At 49.7% G+C, this 17716-nt stretch carries 20 protein-coding genes; 14 read left to right on the top strand and 6 right to left on the bottom strand.

The genetic code is table 11. The features are described 5' to 3' along the window. Nucleotides 1–19: 19 nt before the first annotated feature. The 3 genes from B0X71_RS18240 (at nucleotide 20) to B0X71_RS18230 (ending at nucleotide 2891) form a co-directional block, all read left to right on the top strand. Nucleotides 20–391: a hypothetical protein gene (locus tag B0X71_RS18240; RefSeq protein ID WP_156889924.1), complete on the top strand. Its 372-nt coding sequence runs from the start codon at nucleotides 20–22 to the stop codon at nucleotides 389–391. A 397-nt stretch (nucleotides 392–788) separates the two neighbouring features. After that, nucleotides 789–1382 carry a class I SAM-dependent methyltransferase gene (locus B0X71_RS18235; RefSeq protein ID WP_077590762.1) on the top strand — a complete coding sequence of 198 codons (594 nt, stop codon included), beginning with the start codon at nucleotides 789–791 and terminating at the stop codon, nucleotides 1380–1382. 180 nt (nucleotides 1383–1562) lie between these two features. Further along, complete coding sequence (locus B0X71_RS18230; protein WP_077590761.1) at nucleotides 1563–2891, top strand: CoA-disulfide reductase; 1329 nt, start codon at nucleotides 1563–1565, stop codon at nucleotides 2889–2891. A 62-nt stretch (nucleotides 2892–2953) separates the two neighbouring features. On the opposite strand, the gene B0X71_RS18225 is transcribed toward B0X71_RS18230, so the two are convergent. Next, nucleotides 2954–3349 (bottom strand): hypothetical protein, encoded by a 396-nt coding sequence (locus B0X71_RS18225; protein WP_077590760.1) that lies wholly within the window; start codon nucleotides 3347–3349, stop codon nucleotides 2954–2956. A 135-nt stretch (nucleotides 3350–3484) separates the two neighbouring features. On the opposite strand from B0X71_RS18225, the gene B0X71_RS18220 reads away from it, so the two are divergent. After that, nucleotides 3485–3691 carry a hypothetical protein gene (locus tag B0X71_RS18220; protein WP_077590759.1) on the top strand — a complete coding sequence of 69 codons (207 nt, stop codon included), beginning with the start codon at nucleotides 3485–3487 and terminating at the stop codon, nucleotides 3689–3691. Nucleotides 3692–3749: 58 nt separating this feature from the next. Continuing rightward, nucleotides 3750–4916, top strand: a complete 1167-nt coding sequence (locus tag B0X71_RS18215) for an iron-containing alcohol dehydrogenase (protein ID WP_077590758.1) — start codon at nucleotides 3750–3752, stop codon at nucleotides 4914–4916. 105 nt (nucleotides 4917–5021) lie between these two features. Here B0X71_RS18215 and B0X71_RS18210 read toward each other — a convergent pair whose 3' ends face one another. The 3 genes from B0X71_RS18210 to B0X71_RS18200 all read right to left on the bottom strand — a co-directional run bounded on the left by B0X71_RS18210 (nucleotide 5022) and on the right by B0X71_RS18200 (nucleotide 7453). Beyond that, nucleotides 5022–6182, bottom strand: coding sequence for an endo-1,4-beta-xylanase (locus B0X71_RS18210; protein ID WP_077590757.1), 1161 nt, complete (start codon nucleotides 6180–6182; stop codon nucleotides 5022–5024). 264 nt (nucleotides 6183–6446) lie between these two features. Then, nucleotides 6447–7094, bottom strand: coding sequence for a hypothetical protein (locus B0X71_RS18205; protein WP_077590756.1), 648 nt, complete (start codon nucleotides 7092–7094; stop codon nucleotides 6447–6449). A gap of 158 nt (nucleotides 7095–7252) precedes the next feature. Further along, nucleotides 7253–7453 (bottom strand): hypothetical protein, encoded by a 201-nt coding sequence (locus tag B0X71_RS18200; protein WP_077590755.1) that lies wholly within the window; start codon nucleotides 7451–7453, stop codon nucleotides 7253–7255. A gap of 234 nt (nucleotides 7454–7687) precedes the next feature. Here B0X71_RS18200 and B0X71_RS18195 point away from each other — a divergent pair, with 234 nt between their 5' ends. The 5 genes from B0X71_RS18195 (at nucleotide 7688) to B0X71_RS18180 (ending at nucleotide 11489) form a co-directional block, all read left to right on the top strand. After that, nucleotides 7688–8095, top strand: coding sequence for a class I SAM-dependent methyltransferase (locus B0X71_RS18195; RefSeq protein ID WP_077590754.1), 408 nt, complete (start codon nucleotides 7688–7690; stop codon nucleotides 8093–8095). Further along, the gene (locus B0X71_RS21095; protein ID WP_156889923.1) at nucleotides 8079–8252 is read left to right on the top strand and encodes a hypothetical protein; all 174 of its coding nucleotides are present in this window, start codon (nucleotides 8079–8081) and stop codon (nucleotides 8250–8252) included. Before B0X71_RS18195 ends, B0X71_RS21095 begins: the two co-directional genes overlap by 17 nt. A gap of 144 nt (nucleotides 8253–8396) precedes the next feature. Next, the gene (locus B0X71_RS18190; protein WP_077590753.1) at nucleotides 8397–9632 is read left to right on the top strand and encodes a multidrug effflux MFS transporter; all 1236 of its coding nucleotides are present in this window, start codon (nucleotides 8397–8399) and stop codon (nucleotides 9630–9632) included. A 79-nt stretch (nucleotides 9633–9711) separates the two neighbouring features. Beyond that, complete coding sequence (locus tag B0X71_RS18185; protein ID WP_077590752.1) at nucleotides 9712–10326, top strand: NUDIX hydrolase; 615 nt, start codon at nucleotides 9712–9714, stop codon at nucleotides 10324–10326. An 89-nt stretch (nucleotides 10327–10415) separates the two neighbouring features. After that, complete coding sequence (locus tag B0X71_RS18180; RefSeq protein ID WP_077590751.1) at nucleotides 10416–11489, top strand: branched-chain amino acid aminotransferase; 1074 nt, start codon at nucleotides 10416–10418, stop codon at nucleotides 11487–11489. 538 nt (nucleotides 11490–12027) lie between these two features. On the opposite strand, the gene B0X71_RS18175 is transcribed toward B0X71_RS18180, so the two are convergent. Next, nucleotides 12028–12405: a VOC family protein gene (locus tag B0X71_RS18175; RefSeq protein WP_077590750.1), complete on the bottom strand. Its 378-nt coding sequence runs from the start codon at nucleotides 12403–12405 to the stop codon at nucleotides 12028–12030. Nucleotides 12406–12561: 156 nt separating this feature from the next. Between B0X71_RS18175 and B0X71_RS18170 the strand changes: the two genes are divergently transcribed. Beyond that, on the top strand, nucleotides 12562–13614 hold the full coding sequence (locus B0X71_RS18170) for a tellurite resistance/C4-dicarboxylate transporter family protein (RefSeq protein ID WP_077590749.1): 1053 nt from the start codon (nucleotides 12562–12564) through the stop codon (nucleotides 13612–13614). A gap of 97 nt (nucleotides 13615–13711) precedes the next feature. Here the strand turns inward: B0X71_RS18170 and B0X71_RS18165 are convergent, their stop codons facing one another. Further along, nucleotides 13712–14272, bottom strand: coding sequence for a flavodoxin family protein (locus tag B0X71_RS18165; RefSeq protein WP_077590748.1), 561 nt, complete (start codon nucleotides 14270–14272; stop codon nucleotides 13712–13714). A 100-nt stretch (nucleotides 14273–14372) separates the two neighbouring features. Between B0X71_RS18165 and B0X71_RS18160 the strand changes: the two genes are divergently transcribed. The 3 genes from B0X71_RS18160 to B0X71_RS18150 all read left to right on the top strand — a co-directional run bounded on the left by B0X71_RS18160 (nucleotide 14373) and on the right by B0X71_RS18150 (nucleotide 17665). Next, nucleotides 14373–15086, top strand: a complete 714-nt coding sequence (locus tag B0X71_RS18160) for a GNAT family N-acetyltransferase (RefSeq protein WP_077590747.1) — start codon at nucleotides 14373–14375, stop codon at nucleotides 15084–15086. 186 nt (nucleotides 15087–15272) lie between these two features. Next, nucleotides 15273–16379 (top strand): glutamate 5-kinase, encoded by a 1107-nt coding sequence (gene proB, locus B0X71_RS18155; protein ID WP_077590746.1) that lies wholly within the window; start codon nucleotides 15273–15275, stop codon nucleotides 16377–16379. Nucleotides 16380–16396: 17 nt separating this feature from the next. Next, nucleotides 16397–17665, top strand: a complete 1269-nt coding sequence (locus tag B0X71_RS18150) for a glutamate-5-semialdehyde dehydrogenase (protein ID WP_077591076.1) — start codon at nucleotides 16397–16399, stop codon at nucleotides 17663–17665. Nucleotides 17666–17716: the final 51 nt, after the last annotated feature.

The following is a 17716-nucleotide window of genomic DNA, read 5'->3' as shown; positions in this document are numbered from 1 at the left end:
CTGTATTAACAAAAAATTGTTGAACTATATAGCAGGTCTCACAATTGCCATCTTATTAAGCGGCTTTTCTTCTTACTTTTTTGATTATTTTTATAGTAGAGGAATTTATTCTCTTGATAATCGTATGGGCATTATGGAATACGCAGGGTTACAATTTATTTTGTTGCTTCCCTTAGTTTTTGCGGTATCTAATAAAAAATATATAGCGGCATTTGTTTTTCTTATAGGATTTATAAGAGGTAATTATATTTTTATAAATCCTACTGCAGAAGATAATTTGCATAGAAGTTATTTTGAATTCCTTTACATGCTCGCCACCATTACTGCTTCTTATGTAATAGGGTTGGTTGCTCAGTTTTTATATTCACATTCTATAAAAAAAACTGCTTAATATTAAATTGCAAACACTCTAGGAGGCTGTCTCGTTCGGATGCCTCTTTCTTTTTTTTTCCAAATTTATTCTGTAAATAGTGCACAATTTTAAAAAAGGTTTTCAAACTGTCTATGTGGAGGGATGGCGACTGACCCGAGGGACTTATCCTCCACAACAGGAAAGCAAAGTAAACAGATATTGCCGGCGGGTCAAATAAGTGCTTTGTTTAAGTGATTCGATATTTATTAATAACCAAGAGTTCTTTTTATAAGTCAGGCAAAACAAAGGCATAGTGTCTGGTGATTTCTCGTATAGCTTTTCTGGTAGGTGAGTGAGTACCTCTTTGACGATAGCTGGTATTCAGGCAATCAATCATATTCATATATTAAGGTGAATACCTGGGAAGGAAGCTTCTATGGATGAAAAAAAGAGGTTTAACCCGGAGAATGCCCATCTTCTGTACAACGAGGAGAGACGAATCACATTGCCGCCTGAACGGGTGATCGGGTATTTAAGGGTCAAGCAGAACGATGAAGTCGCGGACCTTGGTGCCGGGAACGGCTATTTCACCATCCCATTGGCACAGATGGTCAGCAAGACAGTCACAGCGGTCGATATAGAGCCGCGCATGCTCGCGATGCTCCAGGAAAATGCGGAGAGGGAAAAAGTGGGCAATATTCAATGCGTTCAAAGCGACCTGGAAAGCATCCCGTTTGGAGATCGCTCGTTTGATAAGGTGCTGATCGCTTTTGTCATTCATGAAGTTGAAGATCCAGATAAAGTTCTGGTGGAAGTCAGGCGTTTATTGAAACCGGGCGGCATTGTGCTAATGACGGAATGGGAAGCTGCGGTGACATGGGGAGGCCCACCGAGCGATGAGCGGATTCCCTCCGGTGCGTTGATGGCGGCTGCAGGCAGGAACGGGTTTGCTGCTGAACGCATCCGGCTTAGCCCTGCCCGGTATGCGATCAAGGCTTACGCAAAGAACACCAAGTCAAACCCGGAATGACAAGAAAGTTCGATAATCTGTGCGCCCGCTGCTTTAACAGCGGGCGTTTTTTTCCTTTAGCTGAGCGTTTAGCGCTGATTATTTCAGTGCATATACGAGTATATGCAGGCGAAAGCACCAACAGAATCGAATAGGACAAGGAAGGTAAAAAGATAAGTGGTTTTAAAAGGAGGATACGGAATGAAATATGTGATTATCGGCGGGGATGCGGCAGGTATGAGTGCCGCCATGCAAATTGTACGGAAAGGTCAGGATGCAGAAGTACTGACACTTGAAAAAGGAGAAACGTACTCCTACGGACAGTGTGGGCTTCCTTATACAATCAGCGGGCAGATCCCATCCACAGACCGGTTGATTGCCCGTACTCCGGAGACGTTCCGGGAAAAATATGAAATTGATGCACGAACCGGTCACTTGGTTGAAAGGGTTGATCCGATTGAAAAGAAAGTAACCGGCAGACAGACGGCGACCGGCGAATTATTCGAGTACCCCTACGATAAGCTGCTCATTGCCACCGGCGCAAGTCCGGTCATCCCCCGGATCAAAGGCGGTGACCTGCCGGGTGTGCATGTGCTGAAGACAATACCGGACGCCCACCGGATAATGGAGAACCTGGAGCATGACGTACAGCAAATCGCCATCATGGGAGGCGGCGCCATCGGGCTGGAAATGGCCGAAGTATTCCGGGGGCTCGGCAAGGACGTGCGGATAATTGAACGCGGAAAGCATCTTGCCAAAATTTTCGATGCCGATATGGCACAACTGATCCATGAGGAAGCGGCCAAGCATGGCATCCGTGTCCACACCGAAGAAAACGTTGAAGAGATTACAGGAAAAGGCAGCGTGGAAGCCATCCGTACAGATAAGGGAACGTACCCGGCCGACTTGGTGCTGCTGTCAGTTGGTGCCTACCCGAACACGAAATTCATCGGCGATACGGGGATTGTGACAAGCGTTCGGGGAGCAATCCAAGTCGATCGCTATATGAAGACGAATGTCCCGGACATTTATGCGGCAGGAGACTGTGCCGTGCAGTACCATCGCATAAAGAAGAAAGACGATTACATTCCGCTGGGCACGACTGCGAATAAGCAGGGACGGATTGCAGGACTTAATATGATTGGCATACCTAAAACATTTGAAGGAATCGTCGGTACATCCATCCTGAAATTCATGGATCTGACACTTGCCCGGACCGGTCTTTCTGAAAAAGAAGCAGAGGCGATCGGACTGGAGATCAAGACGGTTTGGATCAAGGCAAAGGACATTGCCGGATACTACCCGAATCCGAAGCCTTTACATGTGAAACTCCTGTACGGGGCTGCCGATGAATTGCTGCTGGGCGGTCAGGTTATCGGGGAAAACGGGGCGGATAAGCGAATCGATGTGCTGGCGACTGCTCTCTATGCCGGCATGCGGCTCCATGAACTGGAAGATTTGGATCTCGCATACGCACCGCCTTTCAATGGCACATGGGATCCGATTCAGCAGGCGTCGCGTCGCGGCTGACGCCGGGAAGAAGACCAAGATATAGGCGTTAAAGAAAGAGGTCCGCAGATGCGGCCTTTTCTTCAGGAAAAGGCGATGAACAGGCCGAGAATGCAGGTGAGCCCTGAAATCGGAGACATGACCAGTCGTTCTTTCCGGCTCTTGGATGCAAGATTCACCACAGTGTTGACGGCCATATAAGCGGTGATGATCCACACGAGTACAGCAGTAGGCAGGAAGAACGGGATGCCTGATGCCACAACGCGGGCATGCTGCAGAAAGACAAAGCCCATGAGGAGTAAAACAGCAGCGGAAAAACCGGCGGCGATGCGCAGGCGTTTTGGCAGTACCTTATGGTAGCCACCCATTGTGAACTCCCCGAATGGCAGACCGAACGACAGCAGGACCTGGAATACAGCAACGCCGGAAAATAACAGGGCAGTCATGACAGCCGCTGTGTGAACCAATGAAAATTCCATCGCAAACACCTCTGCTTCTTTTCTTTCAATGTACCATGAATTGCACAGGTGGAAATGGCCGGGAGAAATAATTTTTGTGGAATTCGGTTAATTCTGTCTATAATAGACGTAACGATCAGGACGGAGGAGATCAGGATGAATGAGAAAAGAAATGAAACGATTTATGAAGTGCAGATGAGTGACAAAGAAGTGGAAGCGATTCTCCACGCGTTTAAAGTCACGAGGTCGGAGATGGGCTTTACACAGACTGACAAGCAATTGATCAAAAAGCTTGCACAGCTCGACGGCCGGTTTCTGGCTTACGTCAAAGACCAGAACTGGTTCCCGGGATCGTTCAAGTAAATGCAGAGGCTATGCGAATGGAACTGACCGGGTGGATTGCCGGTAAAGGAGAGTAGAAATGGAGAATTACAATTACTTCTGCAACACCCGGATTGAGATGGGACCGGACAAATCAAAGCAATTGCCTGTCTTTCTGCCGGCAATTGGCGTCGATACCCCAATTTTGCTGGTCAGTGACCCTGGAGTCATAAAAGCCGGGTTGATAGAACCGATCCAGACAGCACTTGAAGAAGCGGGTTATGCGGTTCATCTATTTGATGCTCTTTCACAAAATCCCCGGGACACCGAATGTCAGACAGGGGCAGAACTCTTTCGGACGAGCGGGGCTGGGGCAGTCGTAGCGGTTGGAGGCGGGAGCGCCATGGATACCGGAAAAGCGATTGCGCTCTTGGGACCGAATGGCGGAACGCCCGCTGATTACATAGATGGGGGAAAATCTTATACCAATGTCGCGCCCGTCATTTGCATCCCGACGACTGCCGGAACCGGTTCGGAAGTCACCCGTTCCGCAGTGATCACCGAGTCTGCCACCCATCGCAAGCTGACGTTAAAAGATGCCGCACTTCGGCCATCACTGGCAGTTCTCGATCCGCTGCTGACGCTGACCGTCCCGAAGGCAGTTACCGCTGCAACAGGCGTCGACGCACTCGTTCATGCAATTGAAGGATATACAAGCAAAGCGACCAACCCAATCTCACAAGCGCTCGGTGCCCGTGCAATGAGTGTCATCGTCGAGGCATTGCCGGACGCTTTTTATGACGGAAAAGATGAACAGGCCCGGGCCCGCATGCTTGAAGGCAGTCTGCTGGCGGGCTTGTGTTTCGGGTCCAGCGACGTCGCTGCGGTTCATTGTTTGGCGGAAGCGCTCGGCGGCTTGTACGATACTCCGCATGGCGTTGCGAATGCGGTATTCCTGCCGTATGTTCTCCAGTTCAATGCGGGTGAAGATTTGGAGCTGCATGCACGTCTGGCCCGCTATATGGAATTTGCACGGGAAACAGACCCGGATCACGCGGCGGTCGACAAACTGGTTACAGGCATCCGCGGATTTACCCGCGATCTGGAAATTCCCCGGCTGAAAGATTTGCCGAACGTGCGTAAAGAGGACTTCCCACAGATTGTAGAGCTGGCTGTACAAAACAACTCTACACCAAGCAATGTACGATCCATTTCTGCGGAAGATTATTTGGCTATTTTGGAGCATGCTTACGAAGATAGCTTCTGAAGGCAGAGGGATAATTGCGATGAAATATTAAAGGCGGCACCGGGGGTACTCGGTGCCGCCTGTTTTATTTGGCTTGAAGGGGGACAAGCCAAGGAAAACTAAAGTTTACTCTTCGTCAATGATTGCCCAGAAGGCCGGTTTTGTGTTGTAGTCAACATCGAATACGAACGGTGCATCTTTGCCTTCTCCGCCGCTGTAATGTGCTGCCCGGTCATCGAGCCATGTGTGGTTATCAGCGATGCCCCAGAAGGTGACGCTGCTGATTTTGTCATCCAGTCCTTCATAAAGCTCGAACAATTGATCATAACGTACAGCTTGTCTTTCAAATTCACTGTCCGGAATTGCATCATAAGTTGGATACGCGTTATCAGGCGGCCAGCCGTAGAGGCTCACATCGAGTTCCGTAATCTGATTGTCTAAGCCAAGACTTGCAAAAAGGTTAATGGAATCCTCAATCTGCTGCAGTGAAGGCCAGCCGATCTGGATGTGCGCCTGATGGCCGACACCATCGATTGGCACACCTTCTGCAAGCAATTCCTTCACAAGGTTATACAGATGATCACGCTTTGATTCGACTTCTGTATTATAGTCATTGATATAAAGTTTGGCATCTTTAGCGGCGAAACGATCAGCGGTTTCAAAAGCCACTTTGATATAATCTGTACCTGTTAACTGATACCATACTGTCTCACGCAGTCCTTTGCCATTTGCAGGATTACCATCATCAATTGCCTCGTTTACAACATCCCATGAATCAATATCATCTTTATAGCGTTTCACAATTTCCTTGATATGTTTTTCAAGTCGTTTTAGAACAATTCGTTTATTTTTCTCGCGTTGTTTTGGATCGGTTTCATCGACCATCGGGTTTCCTTCTTTATCAAGGAAGAACCAATCAGGTACCTGGTTATGCCATACGAGGGTATGGAAGCGAACTTCCATGTCGTTTTCTTTTGCGAATTCGACGATTTTGTCGGCTTCTTCAAAATTGAAAACGCCTTCTTCCGGCTGGATGTTGATTGGCTTCATGACATTTTCAGCGACGATGCTATTGTAATGGCGCTTCAGTACTTCAGCGCTTTCGCCTTCCAATTGGTACGGCTCAACAGCGGCACCGATCGCAAAAGATTCCTCATAGCGTTCGTCGAGTTCCGGGACATCAAGCGCACTTTTTACATCTGCATCTGCTGCGCCTGCCAAGCCGGCAGGCAGTACAAGCGCCAAAGCCATTCCAGTAACAAGCGGTTTGCGTAGAACATTAAACATCGAGTCATCTCCTTTAATGTGTTTGGCAACAGAAACGAAGAAAGCGTTTTCAACAAGCTTGAAAAAAATTTATGTACGCTCTGTTCAACCTAAGATGAGTATAGCAAAATCAGGTTAGTTTATCTAGTGAATAAACAAAGAATGTTGGTAATTTTACAAAAACAGTAAAATGGTAACGGTTTCATTTTCCGGTTTTTAAGAAGTTCAACGGAAAAATAAGTGAAAAGACATAAAGAACCGACGCATTCCTGCGCCGGAAATTCTTCATATTAAATTGAAAAGCGCTTTAATAGAGTCTGCGTTCTGCCGGATAGACTGGCTGCCATCCACATTGATGGATGTAAAGCCGTATGAATCTGTGTGCTGCCGGATCTGCTGCGCAAAGCCGATCTCTTTGTTCATCCAGCCTGTAAAAGCCTGTTCCGGATTTTCTGTCTGCCTTAGAATGTGGTGAATCCATTCCCGCTTGGAATAGTAATGGAACTGGAATTCCGGAGTGGGGAACAGCCAGACAGCTTGGCTGGAGTCAGCCAGCAGCGGGGCCACTTTATGCGGCAGTACAACGGAACCTTCCACTAGGATGGGGGAAGAATCCGGTAATTTTAGAAGATCCTCCACTACCATGGAAAATTGCTCCTCGAAAATATCAATGGATTCCTGGACTTGCCTGGAAATCGGCATTGTGCAGAACTGCTTGGACCAGTATTGGCCCCACGTCAGGTGTTTAATCCGGCTCATATTCGGATGCAGTTCTGTATTGCTTTGAAGCGCATGCTCATCATACTTATCGTCCGCTTTATAATAGGTGAAGCTGCACTCCTCTTCCAGCAGGCGGGCGACAGATGTTTTGCCTGCGCACGGAGAACCCCCGATCCAATAAACATGAGAAAGCTGTTGTGTTAAATCAGCCATAAGAAATACTCCTTGCAAAAGAAATTAATGTAATTCGGATGATAACGCACCGCTTAGAAGCGGGTACAGCAATACAGTTTTTTATCCAACAAAAATCCCTTCCATGCCGAGCACGGAAGGGAGGGTTTCGAAGCAACCTGCTTCGTTTGTCAGATACTTCAGCCACCTGGTGAGCAGGCAGCTTCAGGATTCATTGCCGCTTTATTCAGCTCATCTATCAGATTATCGAGCTCTGCGGAAGAGCTGATGGTAGTAAGAGGTTCTGTAACGAGTGCGATATTATGCTGTTCGAACACGGATTTCGTCGCCGGCCAAACTGCGACGATTGTGTCAGGTGACATCGTGGATTTAACTGTCATACTGGACGCTCCTTTTGCCGCTAGCTGCGGATTGTATCCCGTTTAATATAATACGGGAATACGTTTGTTATCAACAGTTCTGTTTGACCAGCAGAAACATAAATATCTAACTTTTCAGAAATTAAATTGAAACTTTTGGACTTTCTTGTTTTACTTAGAGTACTCATATGCCAGGCAAGAACAACTGTTTAAGGAATCAGTAAACCTATATGCAGGACGACAGGAGGAGTGGATATGAGTACAACTGAATATATGAAAAACCTGATGAAAGACCGCAGCATCGCCTCAATTACACCGACATCCCAGGCTGGCGTGAAAGAGATCTGCGGCAAGATGGATTTCAGCAAAAAGGCCGTCGTCGTGGAGTACGGGCCTGCTACAGGTGTGTTTACGCATTATTTGCTTGAGCATATGACAGCCGACTCGGAGCTGACCGCCATTGAGCGTAATAAAAACTTTGCCCGTTATCTGCAGGAAAATACTGATTCCGATCGGCTGAAAATCCACCGTGACAGCGCAGAGAATGTTGCCGACCTGATCGACCAGCACGGCCACAGTAGTGTGGATTATGTGATTTCAGGGATTCCTTTCTCATTGATGAGTGAATATATTGAGAAGGAACATCGTGAAAAAGACGTGTGAAATCATCCGGCCGGGCGGAAAGTTCCTGCTGTACCAGACGTTTTTTCAGAAAGACGAGTACCTGAAAGAGCATTTGGAGCGGTACTTCTCCACTGTGGAGGATAAGATTTTTTACAGAAATGTGCCTCCGCTCCGCGTTTATGAAGCGACGAAATGAGCCTGCAAGCGAAACAAAGGGAAACTGAAGCCCATATGTGCTAATCTGAAAAGTATCAGAACATAACCAGGTTACTGCTCAAACAGCCTGGCGCCGGGAGTTCAGCGGCGGGCTGTTTGCTATGAAAGAGAGGCTGCAGTTCAAGTGGAAAATCTTACAGGTTCTAAACGGGTTCGGTTCGTGCTGCTGCTCGGCACATTGACAGCACTGATCCCTTTCACCATCGATATGTATCTGCCGGCATTTCCGAGCCTTGCCGGTGTATTCAATGCGAATGCTTCGGGTATCCAGCTCAGCCTGACAGCGTGCCTGCTCGGACTGGCAATCGGTCAGCTCGTGGCTGGTGCACTCAGTGATGCGCATGGCAGACGAAAACCGCTTATTGCAGCGCTCGCTGTGTATGCTGGTGCGTCGGTTGCCTGCATATTCGCACCTAATATTGCTGTCTTCATCGCATTGCGGTTCGCCCAGGGGTTTGCGGCAGCAGCCGGTTTGGTCATTTCCCGAGCGATCGTCCGGGACGTGAGCAGCGGGGCGGAACTGACACGGCTTTTCGCCTTGCTGATGCTGGTCAATAACCTCGTTCCGCTCCTTGCGCCGTCCATAGGCGGCGGCATTCTGCTGTTTGCCGACTGGCAGGCGATTTTCGGCACGTTATCCGTTCTCGGTGTTATCCTACTCCTGATTACGATTTTCCGGCTGCCTGAAAGCCTGCCGGAGGACAAGCGGGTGCCGAGTAATCTGCGGGCGACCATCGGCAGTTTCTCCACGATCATGCAGGACAAAAAATTCACCGGCTATGCCTTGTCCCAAGGATTGCTGATCGGCGGCGTCTTTGCTTACGTGGCAGGCACACCGTTCGTGTATCAGGGAATTTACGGCGTATCTCCTCAGGCATTCAGCATCCTGTTCGGCATCAACGGCATCGGCCTTATGGCAGGCAGTTATGTGGTTGGCGGAATGGCCCATCGCATTTCTGAAAAGCAGTTCCTGGAGATTGCTCTCTATACGGCTATGACTGCCAGCACTGTGCTTCTGGCCGTGCTGTTATTCCATGGGCCGCTATGGGCGGTTGTGGTGCCGATCTTCTTTTTCCTCACATCAATCGGCACGGTCGCAACAGCTGCATTTTCGCTTGCCATGGAGTCACAGAGCCGTGCAGCGGGCAGTGCTTCTGCGCTCCTCGGGCTGCTGCCGTTCTTTCTGGGGGCCATCGCTGCACCGCTCGTCGGCATTGCAGGTGAAGGGACGGGCGTTCCGATGGGAGTCATTATCTTTACGATGTGCTTCGCTGCGCTCTTATCATATTATATTTTCGTGAAAAGACCGGCTGCCACTGCAGAAACGGAACGTTTGAACACGGAACTGAAAAGGAATTAACCATAGATAAGGACAGGACTTGGCAGGATGCAGCAGTCAAGTCTTTTGTTTCATTCAAAATCGAACAGCAGGTGATGGGATGAATCCGCAACAAATTATGGATAAAATCAAAAATCATACACCGGACGTTCTTGGAAACGAAAACTTTTCCAAGTATGCCGTGCTTCTGCCGCTGATCAGAAAAGACGGGGAGACGCATGTGTTATTCGAAGTGCGATCATATGACCTTCGGCGGCAGCCAGGTGAAATCTGTTTCCCGGGCGGACGCATCGACCGGACGGACGAAAATGCGCGGCATACCGCTTTGCGGGAGACGCAGGAGGAACTGGGCATCTCTCCAAAGGAAATCAGCGATGTCTTCCCGCTTGATTATCTTGTATCGCCATTTGGCATGATCGTTTACACCTTTGCCGGTGAAGTCCAGCCGTCTGTCGACTTCCGGCTGAATCCCGCTGAAGTGGATCACGTATTCACTGTCCCGCTCCGCTTTTTTCTGGAGACGGATCCAAAAGTTTACCGCATTCATTTCCAGGCCCGGCCCGAAGCGGACTTTCCGTTCGATCTTATCGCGGGCGGTGAGAATTACGACTGGCGGACAAGGGAAATGGATGAATATTTCTATCTCTATGAAGATAAAGTGATCTGGGGACTGACCGCAAGAATCATTACGCATTTTATTGAGGTCTTACGGTAGTTTTTCAGCCAGAAAGCTTTAAAAATTCTGTGTACTCTTGTAGAATCAGTTGGAAGCTATTCAAATCAACCACAGAAGGAGTCCTGGCCATGAGTGAAAATACATTGCAACTTACAAAAAGCGAGAACCAGAAAGCGAAACCGGCTTCGGATCAAGTTCCATTCGGGACAACTTTCACAGACCATATGTTTGTCATGGATTACGAGGAAGGGCAAGGCTGGCACAATCCGCAGATTGTGCCGTACGGACCGCTTGAATTGGACCCGGCTGCGATGGTTTTCCATTACGGCCAATCTGTATTTGAAGGACTGAAAGCGTACCGTACAGCGGATGACCGCATCCTGTTGTTCCGGCCGGATAAAAACTTGCAGCGCCTGAACTTATCAAGCGACCGGCTGAGCATTCCGCCGATTGATGAAGAAGAAGTAATGGCGTATCTGCAGCAATTGGTCAGCCTGGAGCAGGACTGGGTGCCATCCACTCCCGGAACGTCCTTGTACATACGGCCATTCATCATCTCAACCGAACCGAACCTGGCTGTCGGCCCTTCCCGAAAATATAAGTTCATGGTGATCCTGTCGCCGGTCGGCTCTTATTTTGCCGGTGGACTGAAGCCTGTGATCATCCACGTGGAGGACCAGTTTACCCGTGCGGTCAAAGGCGGAACAGGGATGGCGAAAACAGCCGGGAACTATTCCGCGGGCTATCAGGCGCAGGCAAGCGCGAAAAAGAAAGGGAACGCTGACGTCCTGTGGCTGGATGGAATTGAGAAAAAATACATCGAAGAAGTCGGCAGCATGAACATCTTCTTCAAAATTGATGGAGAAGTTGTAACGCCTGAACTGAACGGCAGCATCCTGAAAGGTGTGACGCGCATGTCCATCATTGAGCTGCTGCGTTCTTGGGACATCCCCGTCACCGAGCGGCGCGTGGCGATTGACGAGCTGCACCGGCTGTACGAAGAAGGCAAAGTGGAAGAAATTTTCGGAACGGGGACAGCGGCTGTTATTTCGCCAGTGGGCGAGCTGAACTGGATGGGCCGGAAAATGGTCATCAATAACCATGAGATCGGCGAACTGTCTCAGCGATTATATGACACCGTCACTGGCATCCAAACCGGCAAGCTGGAAGATCCATTCGGCTGGGTTGTCGAAGTAAAATAAAGAATGTGAAACTCGGGGGCCTTGAGCTCTCGGGTTTTTTAATTAGTGAAGGACAGGGAGCCAAACCGAGTTTGCAAGTATCGGGTTCTTTTTCGCAAGTATTGCAGCTGGACTTGCAAGTAACGGTATAGCATTCGCAAGTAATTATGATCTGTAGGCCCTGCAATGCGTGTTCACAAGTAATTGGCCTTGTTTCGCAAGTAAAGAGCTTCATTTCGCAAGTAACATGGCTGGATTCGCAAGTAACGGCATGGCATTCGCAAGTAACCGCCGATTTCGAGTAGTGCAGTTCGTGTTCACAAGTAAAGAGCTTCATTTCGCAAGTATCACAGCTGGATTCGCAAGTAACGGCATGGCATTCGCAAGTAATGGATGCAGGGCCTGCAAGCAAAGCCTGCCATCTCTGCGATAACAGGACTACTTCCTAGTTTCAATGGTAAAGTAGCGAGTCAAATCGATCGGCTGCTCTCACATGGGAAAATAAGCAAAGCTGAACAAAAAGGGATATCCGCAGCCGCTGCGGATATCCCTTTTTCAGTTAAGCTTCTTTTTCACTCATAATCGCATGGATGTTTTTCTCCGGATCTTCGAAGAAAGCCATCCAGGATTCCGTATTGCCCAGTTTGCCGACGACATGCGGTTCGTCAATGAATGCGACGCCTTTATCAAGCAAGGCCTGGTACGCTTCCTGAATATCCGCAACATCGAAATACAGCACGGAGCCTGCTCCGGAAAACCGGACATCTTCTGGAATGTTCAGCAGCAGGCGGGTGCCGGCGATTTCAAAAAATGCCAGCTTTTCTGCTTGGTACAAGAGAGGCAGATCCAGTACGTCCCGGTAGAACGCGACAGCCTTTTCGATATTATGGACCGGCACACTGACTTGGCCGATTCCGCGGATTGCAGTTGTTTCCATTTGGCATCTCTCCTTATCTTTTGGTTACCGTTCCATCATACGGGATTCTGCGGGATAAAGGTGATAACTTTTCAGCATGCCGGCAAATGCCATGATACAAAAAATGTGACGGATGGTAAAATAGAGGAAAATGATTTACCAGGGAGTCGAGCTAGTATGGTTTCTTTTTTTAAGCAGGGAGCAAAAACGCTGTTTCCGGGCTATTTTGCACTCGTAATGGCGACAGGGGCTCTGTCGATTGGCAGTTTCCTCCTCGGCATGACGGTAATTGCAGATCTCCTGTTCTATTGTAATGTAATTTTTTATATCGCCTTATGGCTGCTCACGCTGACTCGGCTGATGCGCTATTTCCCGCTCCTTGCTGATGATGCGACGAGTCATGCGCGGGGACCGGGTTTTTTCACGCTTGTTGCAGGCACGTCCGTCTTTGGCAGTCAGCTCGTCGTGGTGGCCGGCGAGTATGCGATCGCGTTTTACTTATGGCTGCTGGCAATCATCCTGTGGCTGATTGTTATGTACACGTTTTTCTTTGCTGTAACCGTACGCCGGGATAAACCGACGATGGCCGAAGGAATCAATGGTGCCTGGCTGATTGCGGCGGTCGGTACGCAATCTGTATCCATTCTGGGTACATTGCTGTCGCCACATGTGGCAGAAGGCCGAATAATCATGCTGTTCTTTACGCTATGCATGTATTTTCTTGGCTGTATGCTTTATTTAAATATCATCACGCTGATTTTTTACCGGTTCACGTTCCTCGAATTCCAGCATGCCGCACTCACGCCGCCTTATTGGATCAATATGGGTGCGGTGGCGATCACCACATTGGCGGGTTCTACGCTCATTCTGCATGCGGATTACTGGTTGTTGCTTACTGAAATTACACCTTTCCTGAAAGGGTTCACGCTCTTTTTCTGGATCACCGGCACATGGTGGATTCCGCTATTGCTCTTTCTCATGATTTGGCGGCACCTGTATCACCGGTACCCTTTCTCGTATGAACCGCAGTTTTGGGGGATGGCATTTCCGCTCGCCATGTACACGACGAGTACATTCCAGCTGTCCCGGGCATTGGAAGTGCCCTTCCTGACCGCAATTCCGCATGTCATGGTGTATGTGGCGATTGCCGCCTGGCTGTTCGGGATCTCAGGCCTGATTCGTCACCTGTTTACAGGTTATATGCAGTCCAGGCAATTAAGCGGGAGCTGATCTGAACCGGTTTTGCCACAATCATGATATCCGGCCTGCCAAGTATAGTGGGAGCCGGAAACAGTTCGAGGGACGGCCGGGCAGCCATCCCTCTTTTTCATGCATCCTCGCGTTTAGCCGCTTTTAACTGCTCGTTCCATAAATCCATTTTCGCCAGCGCGAAAGGATCGTTTAACACTTCTTCGGGTTTATTCCCATTGGCGATAATGTAATCGACGAACTCCATTCCGACATATTCAAACAAATAATTGAATTGCTGGATCAGCGGCAGGGAAGCGATTTTCGGATCCGGACTGGAACCGGTGATAATTACATACGCTTTTTTGCCGCGAATCCGCTCGTTGAAATCGAAGCGGCTGTCGCGCATGTACTGGGTCCAGCGGTCAAAGAAGATTTTCAACTGTCCCGGCATGCCGAACCAATACAGCGGCACGGCGAATACGATGACATCCTGCCGGAGAAATTCCTCAAGCAGTGCTTCGTAATCGTCGCCGGTTTCCGGAAACCCTTCTTCTGCATGCCGCATATCGACCACCGGCTCCATCCGGTGATCGAGCAAGTATACATTTCGATGGTCAATGTTCTGAAGTGCCCGCGCTGCCAGATATTCCGAATTGCCGTTTCGTCTGGATCCTGTAAGCATGGTCATGATATTCATCTGAAAACCCCTCTCTTTGTCTTTTCACGATAAATTAAGTAAACCAGACCCGGCGGTAGGTGTAAAATATTCAGGAAGAACAAAGCGGAGGAGAGGGAGCATGCGATTATTCAGCACGATCAAAAAAGACCGCGAGTACTGGCTCGTGGACCAGGTGAAAGAACAAGGTGCAGCGCCGGAAGCATACCGGAAAACATTTGCGGAATTGCTTGAGGAATGGAAACAGCAGCAAGTCGGGTACCTGTCGCTGCTGATGGACGAGGCGTATAAAGACTGGCTGCTGGGACTGGGCTTCCGGAAGATTTCAGCGATTGTCGAATACACGAAGGAATTAGAGGGTTCCGCTGATAGAGAACCGGGAATCACAGCAGAATCCCTTGCGGAAAGCATTCTGACCGATTCGGAATTTGCGGTGCTGTATGACCGCTGCCGGAGCGGCTCAGCCAACAAAAACAACCTGTTCTCGATTGAACAGATCATGGAATCCTTAAGCAGTGAACTCGGCGCCGACTGGCGGGTGCATTGCTTCATCTTCCGGGAGAACGGACAGGCCGTCGGCATCAGCATCCCGCACATCGAACAAGGAACCGCAGACGAAGGACGCCTGTTTTATTTTGGCGTCGTGCCCGAGGAGCGGGGAAAGGGATACGGCGCGATTCTGCACCGGCTGTCGCTCGGACTCATGCGTGAGCGGTTCAACGCAATTGTGTATGTCGGCAGTACCGACGAGAGCAATCGGCACATGATCCGGATATTCGAACGCAATGGCTGCCGGCTGCGCGATAAAAAAGGCATTTACCGGATCGGCACATAACGGAGCATTATAACTCTGAACGCAAAAGCTTGCTCTATCCAAGAGGAAGCTTTTTAAAATTTTTGAAAAACATCCAGTTCACCTTTGACTAAAAATTCTTTTGATTGCATAATTACACAATAAGTTGCTGAAGAATTAGGGATGTGCTGCAGGCATTAAAGAATGGATCAGGGTGGTGGGAACTGGATGGCGAAGAAGAGAATTGTCGTCAAAATAGGCAGCAGTTCATTGACGAACGCAAGCGGCGGGCTCTCTACGGCCAAGCTGCAAGAGCATGTTCGGGCACTTGCCCGGCTAAAGGAAATGGGCCATGAAGTGATTTTGGTTTCTTCGGGAGCAGTGGCCGCCGGGTTTACGGGACTCGGTTACCCGGCTCGTCCGGTTACGGTGGCTGGGAGGCAGGCGGCAGCGGCAGTCGGACAGGGGTTGCTGATGCAGAGTTACACGGAAGAGTTCAAAAAACATGGAATCGTTGCAGCGCAGCTGCTGCTGACCCGTCAAAATGTCGTATCGAAAGAGTTATACAATAATGTCCATACAACATTGGCGGAATTATTGAAGCGGAACGTACTGCCTGTCATCAATGAAAACGATTCGGTTTCAATTGAAGGGCTGACATTCGGAGATAACGATATGCTGTCGGCACTGGTCAGCGGGTCCATTCATGCGGACTTCCTCATCATGCTGACAGACGTCAATGGCATTTACGGAGAGAACCCGAAAACCAACCCGAAAGCGCATAAGTATAGTTTTCTTCCCGACATTACGGATGAATTAATTGCAGCTGCATCCGGAGCCGGATCCAAAGCCGGAACCGGCGGGATGAAATCGAAAGTGGAGGCAGCACGGACTGCACTCCGGATGGGTGTTCCGGTCTTTATCGGGACAGGCACCGGAAATGACAAACTCGCAAATGTGCTGGAAGGGAATGGGGACGGCACGTATATCGGAAACATAACCGAGGGAATGGGTATGCCCGTGCTGAAGCAGTGGCTCACTTACCATTCCGTACCGGCCGGCCGGATAACGGTGGATCCAGGAGCGGAACTGGCATTGCTACAGTTTGGAAAAAGCCTGTTACCTGTCGGGATTACCGAGATCATCGGTCATTTTACAGTCCATGATGTTGTCGAAGTGGTGAATCCGGAAGGGAAAATCATCGGGAAAGGGCAAGTGAATTATTCCTCAGATGAGCTGGCGGAGATTAAAGGGTTAACAAGTGTTGAGGCGATGGCAAAGACAACCGGCGAGCGCCGGGTTGTTATCCACCGGGAGCGGTGGGTCCGCCAATGATGAAAGGGGCAGGAGAGATGACGGAAGCGATTCAGACGGAACAGGTCTCTGAGCTGATTGATAAAGCAAAAAAAGCAAAAGCGGCAGCTTCATCGATGGCGAAATTGACAACAGATCAAAAAAATCGGGCACTTCACCAAATTGCTTCAGCGTTGGTCCGGGAACAGGAATTTATTCTAGCGAAAAATGATAAGGATATCGTGGCCGGCAGAAACAGTGGCATGACGGAATCCCTGCTGGACCGCCTTCGGTTGGATGAAGGCCGCCTGCAGGATATGGCAGAGGCATTGGTACAGCTGACCGGACTGGCGGATCCGGTAGGAGAAGTTCTGGAGAAATGGGAGCGGCCGAATGGTCTCGTCATTTCATCAATCCGGGTGCCGATCGGTGTCATCGGAATGATTTATGAAGCAAGACCGAACGTGACGGTCGATGCGGCGAGCCTGTGTTTGAAAACCGGGAATGCCGTGGTATTGCGCGGAAGTTCAACAGCTATTCATTCCAACAAAGCGCTTGTCCGAGTCATCCATCAGGCGCTTAGTGAGACAGCTGTCCCCGCTGAAGCGGTACAGCTCATCGAAGACACACGCAGAGAAACGGCGACAGCCATGTTCAAGCTGAACGAGTATTTGGATGTGCTCATCCCGCGGGGCGGGGCGAAACTCATCCAGACGGTCGTGGCAAACGCGACTGTTCCGGTGCTCGAGACAGGCGCCGGGAATTGCCATATCTACATTGACGAAACGGCAGACCTTGAGATGGCGATCGATATCGCGGTGAATGCGAAAACCCAGCGTCCCTCGGTCTGCAATGCCTGCGAAACCATTCTCATACAGGAGACGTGGGCGGCCCGGCATCTGCCTGAGCTGCTCGCTGTTCTTCAGGAGAAGGGAGTCGTTGTCCACGGGGACCCGGTGGTGCAGCAGGCAGACGGCGTGATTCCTGCAATTGAAGAGGATTGGGAAACAGAGTACCTGGGGCTTGAAGTGGCGATGAAGACAGTGGCGGATGTTGACGGCGCAATTGCCCACATCAATACGTACGGGACCCGGCATTCCGAAGCGATCATTTCAGCTGCAGCTGATCATGCGGAGCGGTTCTTGGCAGAAGTGGATGCCGCAGCGGTTTACCATAATGCCTCCACGCGCTTCACCGACGGATTTGAATTCGGCTTCGGGGCGGAAATCGGAATCAGCACCCAGAAACTGCACGCCCGCGGGCCGATGGGACTTCCTGCGCTTACATCGATGAAGTATGTCATCAAAGGGAACGGGCAAGTCAAATAAGTCTGCTCTGACTGGGAAAGAGTAGTTTGCCTGACGGCAGGGAAAGATATC

This window comes from Planococcus lenghuensis (genome assembly GCF_001999905.1).
Classification (GTDB): domain Bacteria; phylum Bacillota; class Bacilli; order Bacillales_A; family Planococcaceae; genus Indiicoccus; species Indiicoccus lenghuensis.
The sequence above is the reverse complement of the archived record's forward strand: the minus strand, read 5'-3'. Positions and strand labels throughout refer to the sequence as shown.